Annotated in this window: 12 protein-coding genes; 2 read left to right on the top strand and 10 right to left on the bottom strand. The window is 46.6% G+C overall.

Annotation, left to right across the window (positions count from 1 at the left end; translation table 11 throughout):
* Window positions 1-36: 36 nt before the first annotated feature.
* The 10 genes from KV201_RS15110 to KV201_RS15155 form a co-directional block, all read right to left on the bottom strand.
* On the bottom strand, window positions 37-1,278 hold the full coding sequence (locus KV201_RS15110; RefSeq protein WP_226059828.1) for a sugar diacid recognition domain-containing protein: 1,242 nt from the start codon (window positions 1,276-1,278) through the stop codon (window positions 37-39).
* A gap of 8 nt (window positions 1,279-1,286) precedes the next feature.
* The gene (locus KV201_RS15115) at window positions 1,287-1,985 is read right to left on the bottom strand and encodes a uracil-DNA glycosylase family protein (protein WP_226059849.1); all 699 of its coding nucleotides are present in this window, start codon (window positions 1,983-1,985) and stop codon (window positions 1,287-1,289) included.
* A 167-nt stretch (window positions 1,986-2,152) separates the two neighbouring features.
* The gene (locus tag KV201_RS15120; RefSeq protein ID WP_226059829.1) at window positions 2,153-2,758 is read right to left on the bottom strand and encodes a hypothetical protein; all 606 of its coding nucleotides are present in this window, start codon (window positions 2,756-2,758) and stop codon (window positions 2,153-2,155) included.
* A 228-nt stretch (window positions 2,759-2,986) separates the two neighbouring features.
* On the bottom strand, window positions 2,987-5,074 hold the full coding sequence (locus KV201_RS15125; protein WP_226059830.1) for an MtrB/PioB family decaheme-associated outer membrane protein: 2,088 nt from the start codon (window positions 5,072-5,074) through the stop codon (window positions 2,987-2,989).
* Between the two features lie 12 nt (window positions 5,075-5,086).
* Window positions 5,087-6,088, bottom strand: coding sequence for a decaheme c-type cytochrome MtrA (gene mtrA / locus KV201_RS15130; RefSeq protein WP_006081107.1), 1,002 nt, complete (start codon window positions 6,086-6,088; stop codon window positions 5,087-5,089).
* Window positions 6,089-6,156: 68 nt separating this feature from the next.
* Window positions 6,157-8,142, bottom strand: coding sequence for an OmcA/MtrC family decaheme c-type cytochrome (locus tag KV201_RS15135; RefSeq protein WP_226059831.1), 1,986 nt, complete (start codon window positions 8,140-8,142; stop codon window positions 6,157-6,159).
* A 377-nt stretch (window positions 8,143-8,519) separates the two neighbouring features.
* The gene (locus KV201_RS15140; RefSeq protein WP_226059832.1) at window positions 8,520-10,682 is read right to left on the bottom strand and encodes an OmcA/MtrC family decaheme c-type cytochrome; all 2,163 of its coding nucleotides are present in this window, start codon (window positions 10,680-10,682) and stop codon (window positions 8,520-8,522) included.
* A 247-nt stretch (window positions 10,683-10,929) separates the two neighbouring features.
* Entirely contained in the window at window positions 10,930-12,849 is a 1,920-nt protein-coding gene (locus KV201_RS15145) for an OmcA/MtrC family decaheme c-type cytochrome (protein ID WP_226059833.1), read from the bottom strand.
* A 35-nt stretch (window positions 12,850-12,884) separates the two neighbouring features.
* Complete coding sequence (locus tag KV201_RS15150; RefSeq protein WP_226059834.1) at window positions 12,885-15,035, bottom strand: MtrB/PioB family decaheme-associated outer membrane protein; 2,151 nt, start codon at window positions 15,033-15,035, stop codon at window positions 12,885-12,887.
* 13 nt (window positions 15,036-15,048) lie between these two features.
* A complete protein-coding gene (locus tag KV201_RS15155) occupies window positions 15,049-16,014 on the bottom strand; it encodes a DmsE family decaheme c-type cytochrome (RefSeq protein WP_319000223.1) in 966 nt (321 codons plus the stop codon).
* 435 nt (window positions 16,015-16,449) lie between these two features.
* On the opposite strand from KV201_RS15155, the gene KV201_RS15160 reads away from it, so the two are divergent.
* Both KV201_RS15160 and feoB read left to right on the top strand, forming a co-directional pair.
* The gene (locus tag KV201_RS15160; RefSeq protein ID WP_006081114.1) at window positions 16,450-16,689 is read left to right on the top strand and encodes a FeoA family protein; all 240 of its coding nucleotides are present in this window, start codon (window positions 16,450-16,452) and stop codon (window positions 16,687-16,689) included.
* Window positions 16,682-18,976 (top strand): Fe(2+) transporter permease subunit FeoB, encoded by a 2,295-nt coding sequence (gene feoB, locus KV201_RS15165; RefSeq protein ID WP_226059835.1) that lies wholly within the window; start codon window positions 16,682-16,684, stop codon window positions 18,974-18,976. Before KV201_RS15160 ends, feoB begins: the two co-directional genes overlap by 8 nt.
* The last annotated feature ends 29 nt before the right edge of the window (window positions 18,977-19,005 follow it).

Consider the following 19,005-nt stretch of genomic DNA (forward strand, 5'->3'; position numbering starts at 1 on the left):
GCCTTATTGACTCAATGACGTAGGAAATAACACCCGTTATCTTGGGGTTGCCGAAGTATCAAGCAGTTGTCCAAGATACAGGCTCAATAATCCATGCAGGGATTGAATATCGGCTTGGGTGATTTGCTGAATTTTATCGAGGCGATATCTAAGTGTGTTGCGGTGTATAAACAGCGCATTCGCACATTGCTGTGCATCACCAAAGTGGGTGATATAGGCGGCTAAGGTTTTGCGTAACTGGCCGTTTTTATCGGCCTTGGCGAGTTGCTGATAGGGTGACGCTAGTGCCTGACCACGCCAGTCATGTTTAAGTCCCGCCAGTAGTACTTGCAGGGAATAATCTTCGAACAGGTATTTATTACCCTCTGCATTGCGCTGTTTACCTAGGGCTAAGGTTTCCTGCGCGGTTTGATAGGAGCGCGCTATACCGCCTTTTTCAGGGAAAAAATGACCCAAGGCAATTTTAAAGTTTAAATCCATTTGGGCGGGTAAGCGTTGTAACAGCTTATCGATGCGTTGATTTTCAAGCTCAGGATCCCATTGTTTACCATCTAAAAAAGCGGGCTTTAGGATCACCAATTGCGACATTGAGGTCATGGCAATCAAGTTGCCACGGTCAGGGTATTGCAATAGATGCAGCACTTGCTTGAGGGTTTCACTGACTCTGGGGCTGCGTTCATCGGCGGACTGAGCGGAAGCTTCTGCTAAGTACAAGGCCGATGAAATGGCGTCAGTCTTTAAATGTTGTTTTTGGGTGTGTTTCTCGCTGATCTCAATAATGGCCGCGACCCGTGGCAGGCTGATATTAATTTCTAACTGTTTTGCCCAGCGGTGCAACTGCTCATCATCGTCGGTTTCAGCTTTGATCAACTGCAAAATAAACTCTTCGCGCTGGCGATTCTCCCACTGCAATTTATCCTGCAGGTTGGCTTGTTCGACAATCATTTCGGCGGTCATTTTGAGTAATTCACCGTAATGGGTAAGCTCACTTGGATCGCCAGTAATGCCGACAACACCTATGATTTGTCCTTGATAATGCAAGGGTAAATTGATCCCAGGTTTTACGCCATGCAGCCCAGAGGCCACTTCTTGGCTTATCTCCACATTGCGATTTTGGGCAATGGCCAGCAGTGCGCCTTCGTGGGTTGAACCAATACGTTTAGGATCGCCTGAGCCTAAAATTACTCCTTGGCCGTTCATCACATTAATATTGTGGCCAATGATTTTCATTGTGCGACTCACAATCTGTTTAGCGATGGCAGAATCAAGCAGATACATATAAGTGCCTAGTGTGGTTGAAGGTTTAACAGGGATGCAATACGCATTCTTAATCTGGGTAGCATATCGCGTTCAAACTCAGGATGCTGCTTAAGCCAGAGATTATTGCGTGGGCTCGGGTGCGGTAAGACAAAATATTTAGGCCAATATTGCTGCCACTGCGCGCACGCTTGGGTCACTGTGATGGGTTTCAGTTTGGGGATAGGTTTTGCTTTGGCGCTGGATGATACATTAGTGCTGGTTGTTTGGGGCTTAGTGAGCGGCGAAGTGGGGTTTTCGGCCACGAACGATTCACGCGGTAGATGATAATCGATGGCATATTGGCCGAGGATCACGATTAGCTCAATTTGTGGCATTAACGCAAGTAAGGCTTGATGCCAAGTGGCGGCGCATTCTGGGCGCGGTGGTTTATCACCCTGCTTTTTACCGTTTTTTTCGATACTGCCCGGAAAACAAAATCCCATAGGGACAATGGCAAAAAGGGCTGGGTCGTAAAATTGCTCACGGGTGACATTCAACCAAGTGCGCAGCCGTTCACCGCTGGCATCGTCAAATGGGATGCCTTTATGGTGCGTTTTCACGCCCGGAGCTTGGCCGGCAATCAAAATCCGCGCTTGGCTACTGGCCTGCAATATCGGTTTGGGCGCTAAGGGCAAATCGACCTGACATAAAGTACAGGCGTTAATTTTTGTCAGCAGCGCTGTCATTGATGCAGAACTGGGCGACGATACCGTTTCGCTTAGCGGTGATGACGCCGGCGCGTTAGTGCAATGTGTTTTAGTCAAAATTTGTCTTAGTCAGTGGTCAGTCGTCAGCGCTAGTGTGGTCAATGGTAAATGTCATCGCTCATTCATCGTCGCTCATTCATTTTCAATCAGGATAGGAACATCATCGCCGTTTGATACAGCCAGTAGCCAAAAAGACCGTAGCCAAACAGTAAGCCTAGATAACTTAATAGCTTTGGCACTCTACTTGGGTTTGAAACCAAACAGATGTGGGCCAGCACAATGGTAAAAAAGGCTAATGGGGCAATCACATAGCTCAAGGCGAGGATAAATAATGCGCCTAGGCTGATGATCCAATCGGCATTGCGATTGCTGGGTTTATCGATTTGACACAATTGTAGCGGCAATAATATCAGTCCAATCCCCACACAAATAATGCCTAAGTTCAGGGCGAAATCACTCCAACCTCTGTGATCATAAATGGCTAACGCGACGGCAATCAACGGTACGATTAAGGCGCTTAATACATGGCGTTTGGCAAAGGCGGCGCTGCGATACTGACCCGCAAAAAAGAACAAACCCTGCAAAAATAAATTGATTAAGGTAAAGCCGCCGAGGCCGAGAATGATAAACAGGCTGGCGGTGCCGCCCGAGGGGTCGAACGCCAAGGCGGGTAAGGGCAATAGACTCAGTCCCAGTAGGGCGGGAAGCGATGACAACCACTTAGATTGGCAGAGGGTAGAATAAATACGCATGTGCTCAGAGGATTAACCAAAAGATTGAATTAAGATCCGCTAAAGTGAGCTAAAACTCAAGGAATAAGGTTTTTATGGGCGGACTTTTGCGCCAGAGTCTGATCTTATTCAAGATTTTTACTTTTATCTGTGCCGATGTAATGATTTTGCATCTGACTTTGGATGTGACTGCTGCGGTTAAACAAAAGCCCGCAAGATGCGGGCTTTTGGATTGTCTATCGTTGAGGATTAGATCTTGTAGCTCATGCTTAACATGATCATCTGCGCTGTGTAGTCATGGCTATTATCACCAAAACCTACGACGTTCCAGATCCCATTGACGGCGATATCATTGGCAGCGTCATTGTCCTTATAGTTCTCAATTTTATAATCGAAGCGCAGCGCCATTTTCTCGGTGGCTTGATATTGAGCGTATAAGTTAATGTTGTGTACTTTGGCAAAATAATCGCCGTAGTCGCCTGTGATACCTTGTCTAACTTGGGTGTTACTGTTGGAGTCTGAATAGGTGTAATCCAGTCCCATGCGTAACTTGTTCTCAAGTAAGTTGTTGTAGCTAATGCCAGCGCCGACAACATCGACTTTATCTTCGATGAAACCTGTCCAGGTTGGGGTGCTGTAGTTGCTGCTTCCCGCTTGTTCAGATTCAATGATTTGATAGTTGTAGAAGGCGTTCGCCAGTAAATCATCGGTGATCATGTAGCTGATGTTGGCATCATAACTGGTGTCTTTTGACTCAGTTAAACCGATGACAGTATCTGTGTAGTCATCTAATGCGTAACGGGCACCGAAATCTATGGTCAGGCTTTCGATAGGCGAATGAGTGACTCGCGCTTCCACTTGGGTTCTGTCACGGTTCGCCAGATTGTACTTACGCAACAGGCTGTTGGTTTCAGACGATGTCCATTCAGAGGCTTGATATTCAGAGCCGTCACGTTGACCGTAACTGCCCTTAACCCACATATCCCAAGTTTCGAAGCTGTTGACTCTGAAACGCGCCCAAACCGTGTTCTCATCCGTGGTTTCACGGTCTTGATAATTACGTTCGTCACGTCTGAAGTCATAGCCGCCATCGAGTTTCATGCCGCGGGTAATACGATAATCCGCCGCCACTTTGAAGCGTTGGCTAGTGTTATCGTAAGGGGTGTTATAGGCCACCTTACCGTTGACATTGTTGATGCTGACTTGGGTCCACTCTTCAATCTGCGTATTGTTATCGCGGTCGTTATAGTCGTAGCTACCACTTAAGCGCAGTGAGTTGGTGGCTTTGCTGACCACTTTTAAGTTCAAACCGATAAGGTCGACCTTGGCATCAAGGGCTTCAGTTGGCACTTGATAACCATAACCTGAAGTCACTAACGCTTGGTCTTGACTCATTTGTCCGGTAAGCAAGCGAGCCGATAGCACATTGGTACTGTCGTTGTATTGGCCCATTAACGACACAGTGTGTGATTGATTGTCAGGGTCAAGGGCGAGTGTGCCCGTGGTTTGTGCGCCAAAGGTTGGATTAAACGCACTGTCAAAATTTAACTGGTTGTACTCGTTCTTAAAAATCGAGCCATTGTAGTTAAGTGCGGTGAACCAGTTGTCGCCTTTAAGCTTGATACCCGCTTCAATGGAGTCAGTGGTGTAATCGACAGGCTCGGCTAACATCATAGATTGGTTGAAGAATCCACCAGATGCTTTTTTCAAGCCGGTTTTTTCTTCACGCATGTAGCTCACATGTGTGCTCCACAGCGATTCACCTTGATAATCAAAACCTAGCCCAGTGCGCTCACGTTTGAGCGACAGTTCTAATGAGTTCAGGCTGTCCATCAGTAATGGCATTTGGCTGCTTGAACCCGCCGTCACCCAGTTGTCTGGCAGCGTTAAATTATCGCTGCCCACACCCGAGTAGGGCGTTAAGGCACTGTTGCTGTTGTAAGTGGCAATCTGGCGATAGTTCACATTGACATTGTACTGGCCTTGTTTGCCGGCATTCACCTCTAAGCGGCCGCCATCCATGCCCAGTTGATAGGCTTCAACGCTGGCACGATAGCCTTTTTCACCGCGAAAGGTGACATCAGCATCCAATTTCCCTGCGACTTCGTTTGAAGTCCCAAAGGCATTCGCCGAGCGAATGTCCTCTTCACTGTTATAACCTACGCCGACACCCACAGTACCCGATGTGCCTGTTTCAACGACGCAGCCTTTACAGCTCCATGCGGACATTTTGACTTTTTCGGTATTGGCATTGGCTAAGCCATACCCATCGGCCGCTATCGCAAAACCTGTGTTTGCCAGTAACGCAAGAGTGATCAAATTGAGTTTAAATTTCATTTTCTCGTCTCCTTAGCGCTGTAATAGCTTGCCAGATGGATGGTTTGAACCATGAACCTGACTGTGGCAATTTAAACAGCTTCTTCCACCCGTGAAGGCATTGTCACCGACGTTTGAACCTAAACCAGTGTTACCTAAGTAAGCATTGCTGGCATGGCCATCGCTGGCGTGACATTGCTGACACAGCTGCGGTGCGCGGGTTTTCAACATGGCATCATTTACGCTGCCGTGAGGATTGTGGCAAGTGACACAGTTCTCAGTGACGGGTGCATGTTCCCACAGTTTGGGGCCGCGTTTTTCGGCGTGGCAGGAGTAACAGGTTTCGTTAATGCTCGGTTTGTTCAGATCGGAATCTGTCATGCTCCCATGGGGATTATGGCAATCGCTACAGGTCATTTGAGCCCATTTTAATGGGTGGCTTGAGCGTTTGTTCATGTCTGCTTTTTGCTTAGTGTGGCAGCTAGTACAGACTTCCATTTCGGTGTTTTTTGATAACACAGGATCTTTTGCCACATGCACTTGGTGGCAAGATGCACAAGCGACATCGGCATTGTCATGGTGACTGCCGTTCCAAGACACACGTTTATCATCTTGGTGACAACTCATACAGACGCTGTTTTGTTTTTCAGCACTTAAGGTCGATTGCTTACCGAAAGTGATCATCGGCTCATTGCCGCCTTTATTGTGTTGACCTAAAGGACCATGACAGGCTTCACATTGCAGGCCAGCCATTGGGCTTTTTGATGAATCAATGGCGCCGTGGACACCTTTGAACAGGTCCATCACTTTTTCAGATTTTTTATGGCACATCAAACAAGAATCGGCACCTTTAGGGGAGTAGTTGCCTTCGGCAAACTTCTTATCTAAGGTGGCTTCGACTTGCTCTGGCGTCATTTTCGCATCCCACTTCGACGCATAAGCGTTTGGTGCAATGCATAAAGACATGACTGCTGACATTGCCATGGTGATGACAAGTGCCGGCAGTAGGTTTTTCATTTTTAGGCTGTTCTTCATAATAGGCTTCCCAATTTGTCCCAACAAAATTCAAGAAAGGGGGAGCGAACTCCCCCTGCTTGGGCAAATTACATTTTCACCTGAGTGTGATCTGTTGGTGTGGGTTTGTGACAGTAGAAACAGGTTTCTGACTGCGCCGCTTGGTTAGCTTGAGTATAGTCACCATCAATAATGGCACCGAAGCCTTCAAGCACAGCTTGTGAATGTGCCTTTAGCGGATTGTGATTGTGGCATGAAGTACAAGTGGCTGTGATTGGCGTGGTGTATTTACCCGCGGAAGTTGCCAGCGCGCCTTTGACCTTAAATGCATCGAGGTTGAAGTCGTTGTGACATTGGGTACATTCTTTGATGACACCTTGCTCGCCGTGGATCACGTGCAGTTTCATCTCTAATGCGCCTTTGTTTTTACCACTTGCATAGGTGCCATGTGGAGTATGGCAAGTTGCACAACCATCAAGGCCAACAATCGGTTTACCAGTGGCGTCCTTACTATGAGCAAGTTGTTCTGACATTACGAAACCAGGGCTGTTTTTACCTTTGTGATATCGAGACTCCCACTCCGTACCGTGGCAATTAGCACAAGTACTGAAGTTTACTGAATCTACGTGGCGAGTACTTGGTTTCTCACCAGATAATGTTGCAAAGGCGATATCTGCTTTCATGGATGTGTATTTACTCACATCACTACCATCAAATGTTGGTTCTGCACATACTACAAATTGAGCATTTAGAGAACACATTGCCCAGTTAACAAAGGTTACAGAGGTATCAGTATCGGTTTTTACTGCACCAAAAGGCAGTGGTTTCGTGGTCGTGTAAACCAGCTTACCATCTACAATACTGGCTTTAGAATCAAGTACACCATTTTTAACGGCTATTACTGAATCTTTAGTGAAATAACTCAAAGCAATGTTATTGGGGCCAACGTTAGTGATGATCTCAACACGTTGGATTTGAGGTAGTAGGGCGCTGATATCTACAGGAGACCCTTTACTGTCAGTTACTTGGATGCTTATTGTAGCGGCTTTAGTTGCTGAATCTACGACGGAGCTTGCCTCAATACCGTACTTGTTAATTAAAACTTTTTTGTCCACGGTTTTCACTGTGTGTAGCTCGGCAGTCCAGTCGCTGTTATGACAAGCGATACAGTTAGAGTTATCTAGCTGTTGTGAATGGCCTTTACCTGCGGCGAAGTTCACTGTGCTATGACAGCTTCCACAGGTAGCGGCAGTTGGAATACGCGACCAATTCCCCCAATCTGGCGCGGCATCGTTTGCAGCATGACAGCTTTGGCAGCTTTCCAATGAACCTAAAGTCAGGTCTTTGTGTTTAGCGTGAACGAGAACATTGAACTCTTTACCTACGCCAACTTTGCCTGCTGTGTGGCAAGTTGCACAGTAGTTAACATCTGAGTACGCTCCGCCGTGTTTCACATTGGCTAAATCTTGGTGACAGGTATTACAGCTTTCAGTGGCAACAATTTTGCGGCTGTTTGTCGGTGCAGCGCCTGTATCGGCCGTAAAGTCGACAAAGGCGTTACTGTTAGGGACTTGAGTACCATCGGGTAACGGCGTGTTATAAGCGCGGATTAACACACGTTGAGCTAACTGATCGTTGTAGGTGATTTTAGCGTTAGCGGTCAGGTTCATGTTGAAGGTATAGCTGTAGTGACCGTTTTTCTTGTCAACAAAGGTCCCTGGGCATGTTGCTGCCACATCACAGGTTTCATCACCAAAGTATTGCCATTGTGAAGCATTACCGGCACCAGTCGCACCTTGTGGGATCAACTGTGCTGCGGCGAAGCGCATTTTTTGGAGACCAACGACGGGTAAATCATCTTCGTTAGTCACGGTAAACTCAACACTCGGTACACCGTTAGTGACGACAGATTTATCAAACGTGAAATTAAGGGTTTGAATCGCTGGAGCAGGTTCGCCACCAGGTTCACCGGGATTACCATCATTACCATCGCTGCCACCACAGCCAGCTAAGGCCATAGTGACTGCACTTGCTGCTAACAGCAGTGCGATTTTAGTTGTTTGTGCGTTCATCATTTTTTTCCCTGCATAGGTTTGGCATTGCTTAAACGCTGTGTTCTAGAGCCAACAGATTCTATGTCTGTGTTTTTGGTCACTAGAAGCGACTTAAGTGGATGCTGGAAATAGAATTCCCCAAGGAAAGGCTAACCTAACATGACCTTAAAATCTCCAAGGCCTTTGCTAATGTGTGACTTGGATCTTTCTATTTCTAAAGAGGTAGTTAAAACACCTGGGAAGGGTTGATAAAATGTTTTGACTAAGGATAGATAAGATTGGTGCAGATGAGATGAGACTTGAAACCAAAGTTATAAAAAGGAGAGACCGTGGCCTCTCCTCTTGAGATAGTTAACCTAAAGATACAGGCTTAATCCTATTACATTCATTTGAGGCTATTACTTCGCACCCCAGTTAGCATGTTTTTCTAAGATATTTGCATCATTATGACAAGTGCTACAGCTTTCTTGCACTTTTGTTGGATCATATTGAGATGCTGGAATGCCCAGAACAGTCAGATTTGATGAGTCTTGCAATAATACTCCACCCATCGATTCAATATGACCCGCAGTAGCACTACTTAGAGCGTATGGACCTTGATGACAACTCACGCATGCCGCTGTTTGTGGTGATACCAAGAGTTGCTCTGTGCCGTCAGCTGTTTTGCCAAACGCAACTGGAGCTGCATCGGCGGCAATCTTACTCAGAGAGAAGCCATCTTTGCCATGACATGCCTGACATTCCGCTTTTTTGAAGAACAGATTCTTTCTTTCAGGATCGCTATAGATATAGTGTTTACTATGAACAATGTAGGCTAGGTTAGAGCTATTTTTGCCATCCCTATCACGAGTGCCATTATGACAGGAGGCGCAGCCATCTAGGTCATTAGTGAATCTATGCGTAATGCTAGTTGTGTGACACTGTTGACAATCTTTCATCTCTGCATGTTGTACACGCGGTGATTTAACTACCTTGGAACCATCAGCTTTAAAGTAGTAAGTATCTGAGACGCTGTAAGGACCTGCATTAGTAGCTGTTTTGCCATCTTCGCTTAACTTACAATCAGCAACAGCCCCTTTACCATTAAAGCAAAGGTGTAATTGGCTACTTAGAGTCACTGTAACATTGGGAGTTTCCATCACTTTAACGACTTTAATTGGGTCATCAGTAAAGGTTACATCAATTGTGCCATCGGCAGCTTGAGCAAATTTATTAAAACCAATCTTCTGATAGTTAACAATAAAGTCATCACTAACTATGCCGTTAAATACTATCGCACTGGTAAATCCACCATATTTATAAGGCGTTGGATCTATCTGAGCTAGGGTGGCTAATGTATCGCCATGCTTAATGGACATATTCGCGACAACAGTTTTAGTGTCGGCATTGTAGGTCATGCTATTGAAGATTACCTTAGTTGCGGCAGCTTGAGCGTTATCATTTTGCACGTAGTGACCACGCTCAGCCCCACGTTTACCATTAGGGTCATTATGGCAACTGACACAGTTTTCTTTGCCATCAGCAATTTGACCTTGTTCAGCATTCCAATGCCAACTTGGTACAGCGTATTGACTGTTATGGCAGTTCATACAAGTCGCTGTATCTAGGTCTGCTTTCCAAATGTCTGCCATTTCCAATGTTTCATCGGGTTTGTGGCAGGTGATACAGTTTGATGCCGATTGCGGATAAATGCCGTTGTAGTAGGAATGGCTGTGGATCTCGTGGGCCATGCCTTTAATCGAGCCATCATATTTGTAAGTTTTAATGACATTGCCGGCCGCATCCTTGTCTGACTTCATGTACGAGTTGTTGTCAGTATGGCAGAAAGTACAAGATTCAAGCGTGACATGTTTGCCACCGTGCATTGCTAACGCACCATCTTGGCCCGGACGGTGGCAGCTTTGGCAAGTTTCGTTAGCAATAGCCGCTTTGGGTTTCGCTTGATCCGTATTTGAACTAGGTTGCCAATAGTGGAAGCTGTTTTCAACGAGTTTTGAGCCTGTTGCATTGACAGCTTGTATACCCAAATATACACCACTGGTGGCTGTTGCATCGTAGGCATATTTACCCAGAGTATTAATTTCTTTGTTTAGCTTAAGGGTGTAACTGCCATCACCATTATCAGTTAAACAGTCACTACAGTTTTTACCCTGAAAGTAATCGGAGCCAGTATAAAAGCCGTCTTTTTTATCTTTGTTAAAATAACTTAACCAGATATCACGGGGTGAGCCTGGGATATCGGTGGTGCCTACTTCGTCTTCATTGCCCATACGGCCAAAGGAGACTGCACTGATATCGGTATTGGTCAGTCCAAATACGGCAGCACCGTTTGCATCGGTAAGATCGAAATTGATGGTTAAAAAACCTTTATCATCGACATTGGCTGCGGTAATTTGCGCTTTTACTTTAGCAACTTTACTAATCGGCGAGCCGACTGGGCCAGGTTTACCGTCTTCACCATCTTTACCATCACTGCCACCGCAGCCAGTGAGAACAAGTGAAAGTAAACTGGCACCCAACATCGCTTTTGTTGCGGCATTGAAATTGAACCGTTTCATCATGATATTTCCCTGCAATAGTTGTAATCATCATCAAACGCTTGGTAGATAAGAATAAATCTCATTAACCGCATAAGATGTGTGGAATTAGTTTCCATCTGTAAGGCTAACTAAGTCACTGGTATTAATCAGTCACTTTAGGTGGGTAATGTGACTGAGATCTGACTATTTCTTTAGGAGTAGATGACTGCATAGTATGAGTTCCTTTTATATCTGCAGTTGCTGGCCTTTTTAGGCCAGCATCATAGGCTTAGTTTATGGGATGCACTTTTAACACGTCCGCGACTCCGCCTTGTCCATGACAGAAAGCACAGGTTTCAGTTCCTGCGGTTGCATCGGCTTTTGTGCCAGCAAAAACAGCACCTTGCTGAGCCATGTGGTTATGAGTGCTGGTATCTGAATGGCAGTTGCTACACACAGCGGCAATCGGGCTGGTAAAAGTGCCGTTATCGAGGGCAAGGGGCTGTACCGCTGAATTTAAGGGAAGGGCGACGGTAGATATCCCCGCAGAATCGTTAACATGGCATTGGGCACAGTTACCGATTTTCCCTGGGTAGTTTAGGTTTTCAAAACCTGCGAATTGGCTGGTGTGAATACCGTGGATCAGCTGCTTAAAGTCAAATGACGTGGTGGAAGGATTTGCCGCCGTCGCATCAGCCAGCATATTGGCGTTATGACATAGCTGACATTGACCACCGAGATCGTTGCGTGAGCCATGGATATTAAGCTTTTGATCGCCATGGCAATTACCGCAGCTTGCATTACTGACAACAGTGCGGCGACCCGTACTGCTTAATGCTGCCATATCAAAATAACTGTGGCTGGCTTTAATCACTAACACTTGCGCCAGTTCAGTCGTGCAATCAACGAGTACTTTGTCTTTGGCGCAGACTCGGCCTTGAATCGCGAGTCCGCCGTGATCCGCTTCAGTGCCCGCAGGCACAATAAGACCCGAAATTGTATAGGTATAAATGCCATTTGAGCCTGACACTGGGGTGGATTCCGGCAGCTTAATCGAGCGGGCAGAGCGAGTGGCATAATCAAAACTGGTTCCCCAGTTGGCATAGACCCTTAAATCATTGATGAATTTTAGCTTATCGGCACTGTCGCTGTAGACGCTGCCAGTAGCTGGGTTCATCAATTTAACCGCGACGGTGACTGTACCATTGGCATCCATACTGGCGCTGGTGATGCTTGGGCTAAATTGTATCAGTGCCGCAGTTTTGTCTTCATCACTGTGAACGCTTGCGGTCCAGTCGGCATTATGGCACGCCACGCAGTTACTATTATCAACCTGCGCAGGGTGTCCTTCGCCTGCGGGAAAATTAATTTGTGTATGACAGGCGCCGCAGGCTTGCATGGTTGGGACTCTGTGCCAGTTTTGCTGCTCAGCTAACTCAGCCTTATCGACATGACAGGTTTGGCAGTCACTAATGGGTTGCGGGAAACCGGTTAAATGCTTGCTGTGGATCATTTGCGGGAAAATATCCGCTGAGTTACTGACTTTCTTGCTGTTATGGCAGGTGACGCAGGTTTCGATTTGATTATATTTACTGCCATGGAAAGCAAGATTACTGTGGCAACTATTACAAGTTTCTATTGTGACTAAGTTACGGGTGTAAGCGACATTATCCGCAGAAGATTGCCAGTCATAATGTTGATTGGTAATAGGCAAGGGCGTGTTATCTGCAAGTTTATCGCCGCCGATTTTGACCACCATTCTTTGGGTCGCTTCGGGCATAAACGTCACCCCATTCATGCCATTAAACGTGGCGCTGAAGGTGTAACTGTAGTGACCGTTTTTATGATCTGTGAGACTGCCTGGACAAGTTGCCGCGCAGGTTTCGGCGGTAAAATGTTGCCATTCACTGCTATTTCCCGCGCCTGTATAACCTTGAGGCAGAAGCTGCGCTGCAATAAATGTTGCCGATGGGATACCAATCACGGCTTCATCATCTTGATTGCTCACTTGAAAATCCACTTGAGCAATGCCATCTGTTATCGCGACTTTATCGACCATGACCTTTAGGCTAGTGATGATTAATGCGGGCGGTTTTGCGGGTTCACCGGGATTACCATCTTGGCCGTTATCACCGCCACAGGCGCTTAATAGCGAGACTAAGGCCAGCATCAGACTGAATTTCGAGCTCATTTTTGCAAACTTGTTCATATTTCTATCCTTGGAATGCGCTGTCAGTGCCTAAGTTACATTTGGTAGCTTAAGGTCAAACCTAAGTAGTGAGCATTGTAGTCGTGGCCCATATCACCAAAACTGAGTACGTTGGGAATCGTGTCCCAACTTGTGCCTTGATTTTGCCAGTTAGCATCTTGATATTTCTCAAATAACCAATCGACGCGCAGCGACATACTGTCGGCAAACCTATACTTGGCGTAGGCATTCAAATTGTGTTTGCGGGCGTAAAAGTCGCCATAGGGACTAGTGATGCCGTAGATGACTTCGGTATCACTCTGTCCATCGGAATAGCTGTAGTCCAAGCCAATGTCGAGGTGATTATCGAACAGGTTTTGATAACTGAAACCAGCCCCAATTAGAGTCGATTTTTCTTCGGCAGTGCTGTACCAATCGGGCGTTGAAAAGCGGTTACTGCCCGCTTGATCTGAGTCGCGCCAATCTTGGTTAACAAAAGCGGTGAAATGAAGATCGTTACTCAGCGCATATTGGGCCGATACGTCATAACCTAGGTAGGACACTTGAGTGAGACCCACTTGGGTATGGTGATAATCGTCATCGACACTGTGCAAGCTGGCGCCCAGCGAGAGGCCCATATCAGTTTGATAATCAGTGTGTAAGGTGACTTTTTGTCTTTTTCTGTCGGCAAGGTAGGATTTACGTAGCCAAGGATTGCTTTGACTTTGAGTGGTCGTGACGGGATCGTATTCACTGCCATCGCGCTCTAGTGCTTCTCCTTTCAACCATGCTGACCAAGCAGGGGAATAGCGATAGCTCAGTTTAGCAAACACGCCGGACTCGTCGACGGATTGGCGGTCGAGTTCAGTGTAATCGTTTTCGTTGCGGCTATAGCCCGCTTCGACGTAGGAGGCTGAGGTGAAACGGTATTTGCCTTTTAGTTCGAGTTTTTTGGTTCGCTTATCATAAAGGCTATTTTGAGCAGTGCCTTGGTTAATACTGTCGGTGATGATTTGTGGGAAGTCTAATTTGGCCGTTTTGTTATCTCTGTCTTGATAGTTGTAGCTAGCCTGTACGCTTAAGTCTTGGGTGATCCGGCCCGAATATTTAAGGACCATTTCAATAATATCCACTTGGCCATCTAAGGTATCTGCAGGCAGGATAGGTGATGGGCCATTGATGGTGGCTGGAATAAAGGCGTCATCTTGGGTCATACGGCTAAAGCCTGCGTGCATTAGCACATTCTGCCCATTCGCTCCCCCAGAGGCTTCTGCGGCAACGCGATAGGCTTTACTGTCGGGGTCGACTGCATTTTGGCCTAAGTATGCCGCGCCAAAGGTGGGCGTGTAGGCGGATTGCCATTGCATGGCTTGGTGATCATTTTTATATTGGCTGACTTGGCTATTGATGCCAGCTTGCCAGCCAGTGCCATTAAAATAGACTCTGGCATCGATTTCATCGGTACTGTCATCAATAGGTTGGGCGAGCATGACGCTATTGGTGAGTATATTAGCGCTGGTCTTTTTGGCGCCGCTGCGGTCTTCATGTTGATAGTTTAATGATGCTTTGTAGTGACTGGCATTATCGCTTTCGGGTGATATTTTTCCGGCATAATAACCACCGATCATAAAGCGATCACGTTGAATACTTAAATCTTGGCCAACAAGGCTGCTCTGTAGCATAGGCATAGATTGTGTTGTGCCGCCTGTTATCCAGTTATCGGGCAACAACATCTTATCTTGCGATGAGGTATAAGGGCTTTTGAGTTGATTATGGTTATAGTTAGCTAAGCCTCTATAGCCTAAGTTGATTTGATAGTTCCCCGGCCTTCCTGTTGTGAGCTTGGCTGAGCCCGCATCAAAACCTAACTTATCCGCGACCAACTGAGTTTGATAACCCGACGGTGTTTTGTACACCATATCTGCACCGACGGCGGCAACGATACCATCGTTATCTGTCCCAGTGCGGTTACCGAAACGGCTGTCCTCGCCATCGTTGTATGCGAGAGTGGCACTGACATTACCACTATGCCCTGTCTTAGGTTGGCATTGTTTGCAGCTCCATGCCTCTGTCTTAATGCCACTTCGATTCGCCTGTTGTAGCTCATAACCGTCGGCATGTGCTTGAGTCAAAACACCGCTTATCGCCCATGCGAGTAAAGTGAGAGAGAAACAAGCACTAGGGTGAGACAATTTAGCTGTTCGCATGATCATTCCCTTGTTATCTCTGAAGCAATTTTCCAGAAGGATGGTTAGAACCATGCACTTGCCCGTGGCAATTCATACAGGAGTTACCTGAAGTGAAGGCATTGGTTTGATTGCCAAAGTATGCATTGCTGCTATGACCATCCGAGGCGTGGCATTGTTGACACAACTGCGGCGGCTTACTGATCAGCATGGCTTCGTTCACGCTGCCATGGGGATTGTGGCAATTCGCACAATTGTCGGTGACGGGGGCATGTTCCCACAGTTTAGGGCCGCGTTTTTCGGCGTGGCAGCTATAGCAATTTTCGTTGACGCTAATTTGCTTCAAGCTTGAATCGTTCAAACTGCCGTGGGGATTATGGCAGTCACTGCACACCATCTGTTGCCACTGTAATGGATGGGCTGAGCGTTTGTGCATATCAGCTTTTTGTTGGGTATGGCACTGGGTACAAATGGCGACTTCATTGGCTTTATCGCTGATAGGATCCTTGGCGGTATGAACTTGATGGCAACTTGCACAGGCAACATCGGCGTTATCGTGGTGATTGCCTTTCCACGCGATACGTTGGCTGTCATTGTGGCAGCTCATACAAACACTGTTTTGCTTTTGCGCGGGAACAGGAGAGTTTTCGCCAAAGGTGATCATTGGTTCTTTGCCACCTTTGTTATGATTCCCTAACGGACCGTGGCAGGCTTCACACTGCAAATCAGCCATGGGGGAAGCTTTTACATTGGGATTACCATGAACCCCATCAAAAATGGCCATGACCACGGCACTTTTTTTGTGACACATTAGGCAAGTGTCAGCCCCTTTGGCGGAATACTTACCTTCGGCGAATTTTTTGTCTAATGTCGCGACAACTTCCTCTGGTTTTTTGTCATCCCAAGGCGTCGCCGAGGCCGAAATACTCACGATTGATAACAAAATACATAGCATAGCCTTAGCTATGCTTTTGAACTTTAGCCTTATTTCCATGTTCATCTTTTCCCGAGTGCATTTATATTTGTTATTTTGACGCTTTCGACATTACTAATTTAGCTTATTAAACTTGGTTAATATTAGAACAAATGTGTGACAGGCGCTTAACATTCATTGGTCTTTTCACTGTAAAGAGGGATGATTTTACTGGTGATATAGAGGAAGCGTGACCTTGATCACGTTTGCTTCGGTAGGGGATTTGTTCACAGCTTTTTGACTTCTGCCGATCGCATAACCGTCTTGGGCACTTGGGCGTGAATTTTTATTTTCAGTTGGCCGTTTATTCATTGGTATTTTTGTCACATAATACCCAACACAATTGAAAACTATTATCGTTACCAGTCAAAAATATTGATCTAGGTAAAGTTATTAGGGTCATCGCTCAGTTACAATGGGCGCAGTTTTTCGAGCTGAACCTGTTGCAAGGTGGAATACGTAATGAAGTTAAGCGAACTCAGTCCCGGTGATCGCGGTATTATTTCTGAAGTGGGACGTTTAGCGTTGCCACAAACCGTGAAGCGTAAGTTGTTGTCCATGGGGATCACGCCGAATACGCGTTTTTCATTGATCCGATACGCACCTATGGGCTCTGGTCTCGAACTGGATATTCGTGGTAGTAAACTTTGTATGCGCAGAGATTTGGCAGACATCATTGAGGTGGAAAAGGCGAATGACTAAGCAGTTTCATTGCGTCACAGTCGGTAACCCGAATGCGGGTAAATCGACGCTCTTTAACGCGCTAACCGGCGCGAATCAACAAGTCGGTAACTGGTCTGGTGTGACTGTCGAGAAAAAGACTGGTCATTTCACCTTAAACGGTGCCGATGTCTATCTGACCGATTTACCGGGTATTTACGATCTTCTGCCTGCGGGGAATAGTTGCGATTGTTCACTCGATGAGCAAATTGCGCAGCAATATCTCGCCGAGCAACGCGTCGATGGCATTATCAATTTAGTCGATGCCACTAACATCGAACGTCACTTATACCTCACTGCCCAATTGCGTGAACTCGCGATCCCTATGGTGGTGGTGTTGAACAAAATCGATTCTGCAGTCAAACGCGGTATCAAAGTCGATTTAAAGAAAATGAGCAAAGAGCTGGGCTGCCCCGTGATTGGTGTGTGCTCTCGCGATCCTGCCGATGTGGAAAAAGTGCAGGCGCAGGTACTCGATTTACTGCAAGGCCGAGTCTCTGAAGCGCCATTAATGCTGCATTATGATGAACAAATTGAAGCGGGCGTGCAGTTACTTTGCAGCAAAGACGCGCAATTAAGCCGTGGCCGTGCCTTGGCTATGTTAGGCAATGGTTCAGGTTGTGGTAGCTGCCAGAATGCTGAGCTGCAGGATGAAGTGAATACCTGTACCCAGATTATCTCTTCGCAAGGCCATGATATTGAAGTGATGGTGGCCACTACGCGCTTTAATTTCGTTGAGAAAGTGTTTCAAGGTTCAGTGAAAGAGTCGGGATTCCTCACCCTTAGTGACAAATTAGATAAACTCGTATTGCATCCCATGCTTGGCATTCCTGTGTTCTTGTTTGTGATGTATTTGATGTTTATGTTCAGCATCAACATTGGCAGTGCTTTTATCGATTTCTTCGATGTCTTTGCGGGCGCGCTGTTTGTCGATCACTTTGGCGCATTCTTGACGAACATGGGCTCTCCAGCTTGGTTAGTCACTATTCTAGCGGGTGGGGTTGGCCAAGGTATTCAAACCGTCACTACGTTTATTCCGGTGATCGCTGCTTTATTCCTTGGTTTGTCGGTGCTTGAAAGCTCTGGCTACATGGCGCGCGCCGCATTTGTGGTCGATGGTTTAATGCGCCGCATCGGTCTGCCTGGTAAAGCTTTCGTGCCTATGATTGTCGGCTTTGGTTGTTCTGTGCTGGCGATTATGGCGACGCGGACCTTAGGCAGTGAACGTGAGCGTATTGTCACGGGTATGATGGCGCCATTTATGTCTTGCGGTGCACGTCTGCCAGTATATGCGTTATTTGCCGCGGCTTTCTTCCCCGATTCTGGGCAGAATTTAGTCTTCTTGCTTTACGTTATTGGTATCTTTGCCGCTATCGGTACGGGTTTATTACTCAGAAGCACACTGTTACCCGGTACCAGTAGCGCTGTGGTGATGGAATTGCCAAGCTATGAAATGCCAAAACTCAAAGCCGTAATGGTCCGTACAGGTAAACGCACTAAGAGCTTTATTTTAGGTGCGGGTAAAACCATTGTGCTGGTGGTGACGCTATTAAACTTTATCAATGCCATAGGTGTTGATGGCACTTTCGGCCATGAAGACAGCCAAGCATCTTTGCTGAGTGTCGCGAGCCAAAAAATCACGCCTATCTTCTCGCCTATGGGCATAGAGCAGGATAACTGGCCAGCAACGGTCGGAATTATCACAGGTATTTTTGCCAAAGAAGCCGTAGTCGGTACTTTAAATAGTTTGTACAGCAGTGCAGCGCCCGCTGATGAAGAGCTGACACCCTTGAGTGAAAGCTTTAATGCGGCTCTAGCGACGATTCCAGCAAACTTGTTTGGGTTAGATCTTGAAGATCCGTTAAAACTGTCTGTTGGTGATTTGACCAATCAAGAAGCGATAGCGGAAGAGCAAGGCGTGGCAACATCGACCTTCGGTGCTCTGCAAGCTGGTTTCAGTGGTAAAATTGCGGCGTTCTCTTACTTGTTGTTTATCTTGCTGTATACCCCTTGTGTTGCGGCGATGGGCGCTTTAGTGCATGAGTTTGGCTCCCGTTGGGCGACATTTGCGGCAACGTGGACTTTCTCACTGGCCTATGGCTCGGCGACGGTAGTCTATCAAGCGGCAACCTTTACGCAACATCCTGTGCAATCGAGTCTGTGGATTGGTTTCTTCCTCTTTGCGTTAGTGGCGTTTTATCAATGGCTGAAACGTAAGGGCAGAAGAACCCAGCAGATCATTCCGGGGATACGCATCATTACCGAGTAAGATTTACTGAGTCAGCATGAATGAGTAAT

Source organism: Shewanella sp. SR1 (assembly GCF_020447145.1).
In the GTDB taxonomy this organism is placed as follows: Bacteria; Pseudomonadota; Gammaproteobacteria; order Enterobacterales; family Shewanellaceae; genus Shewanella; species Shewanella baltica.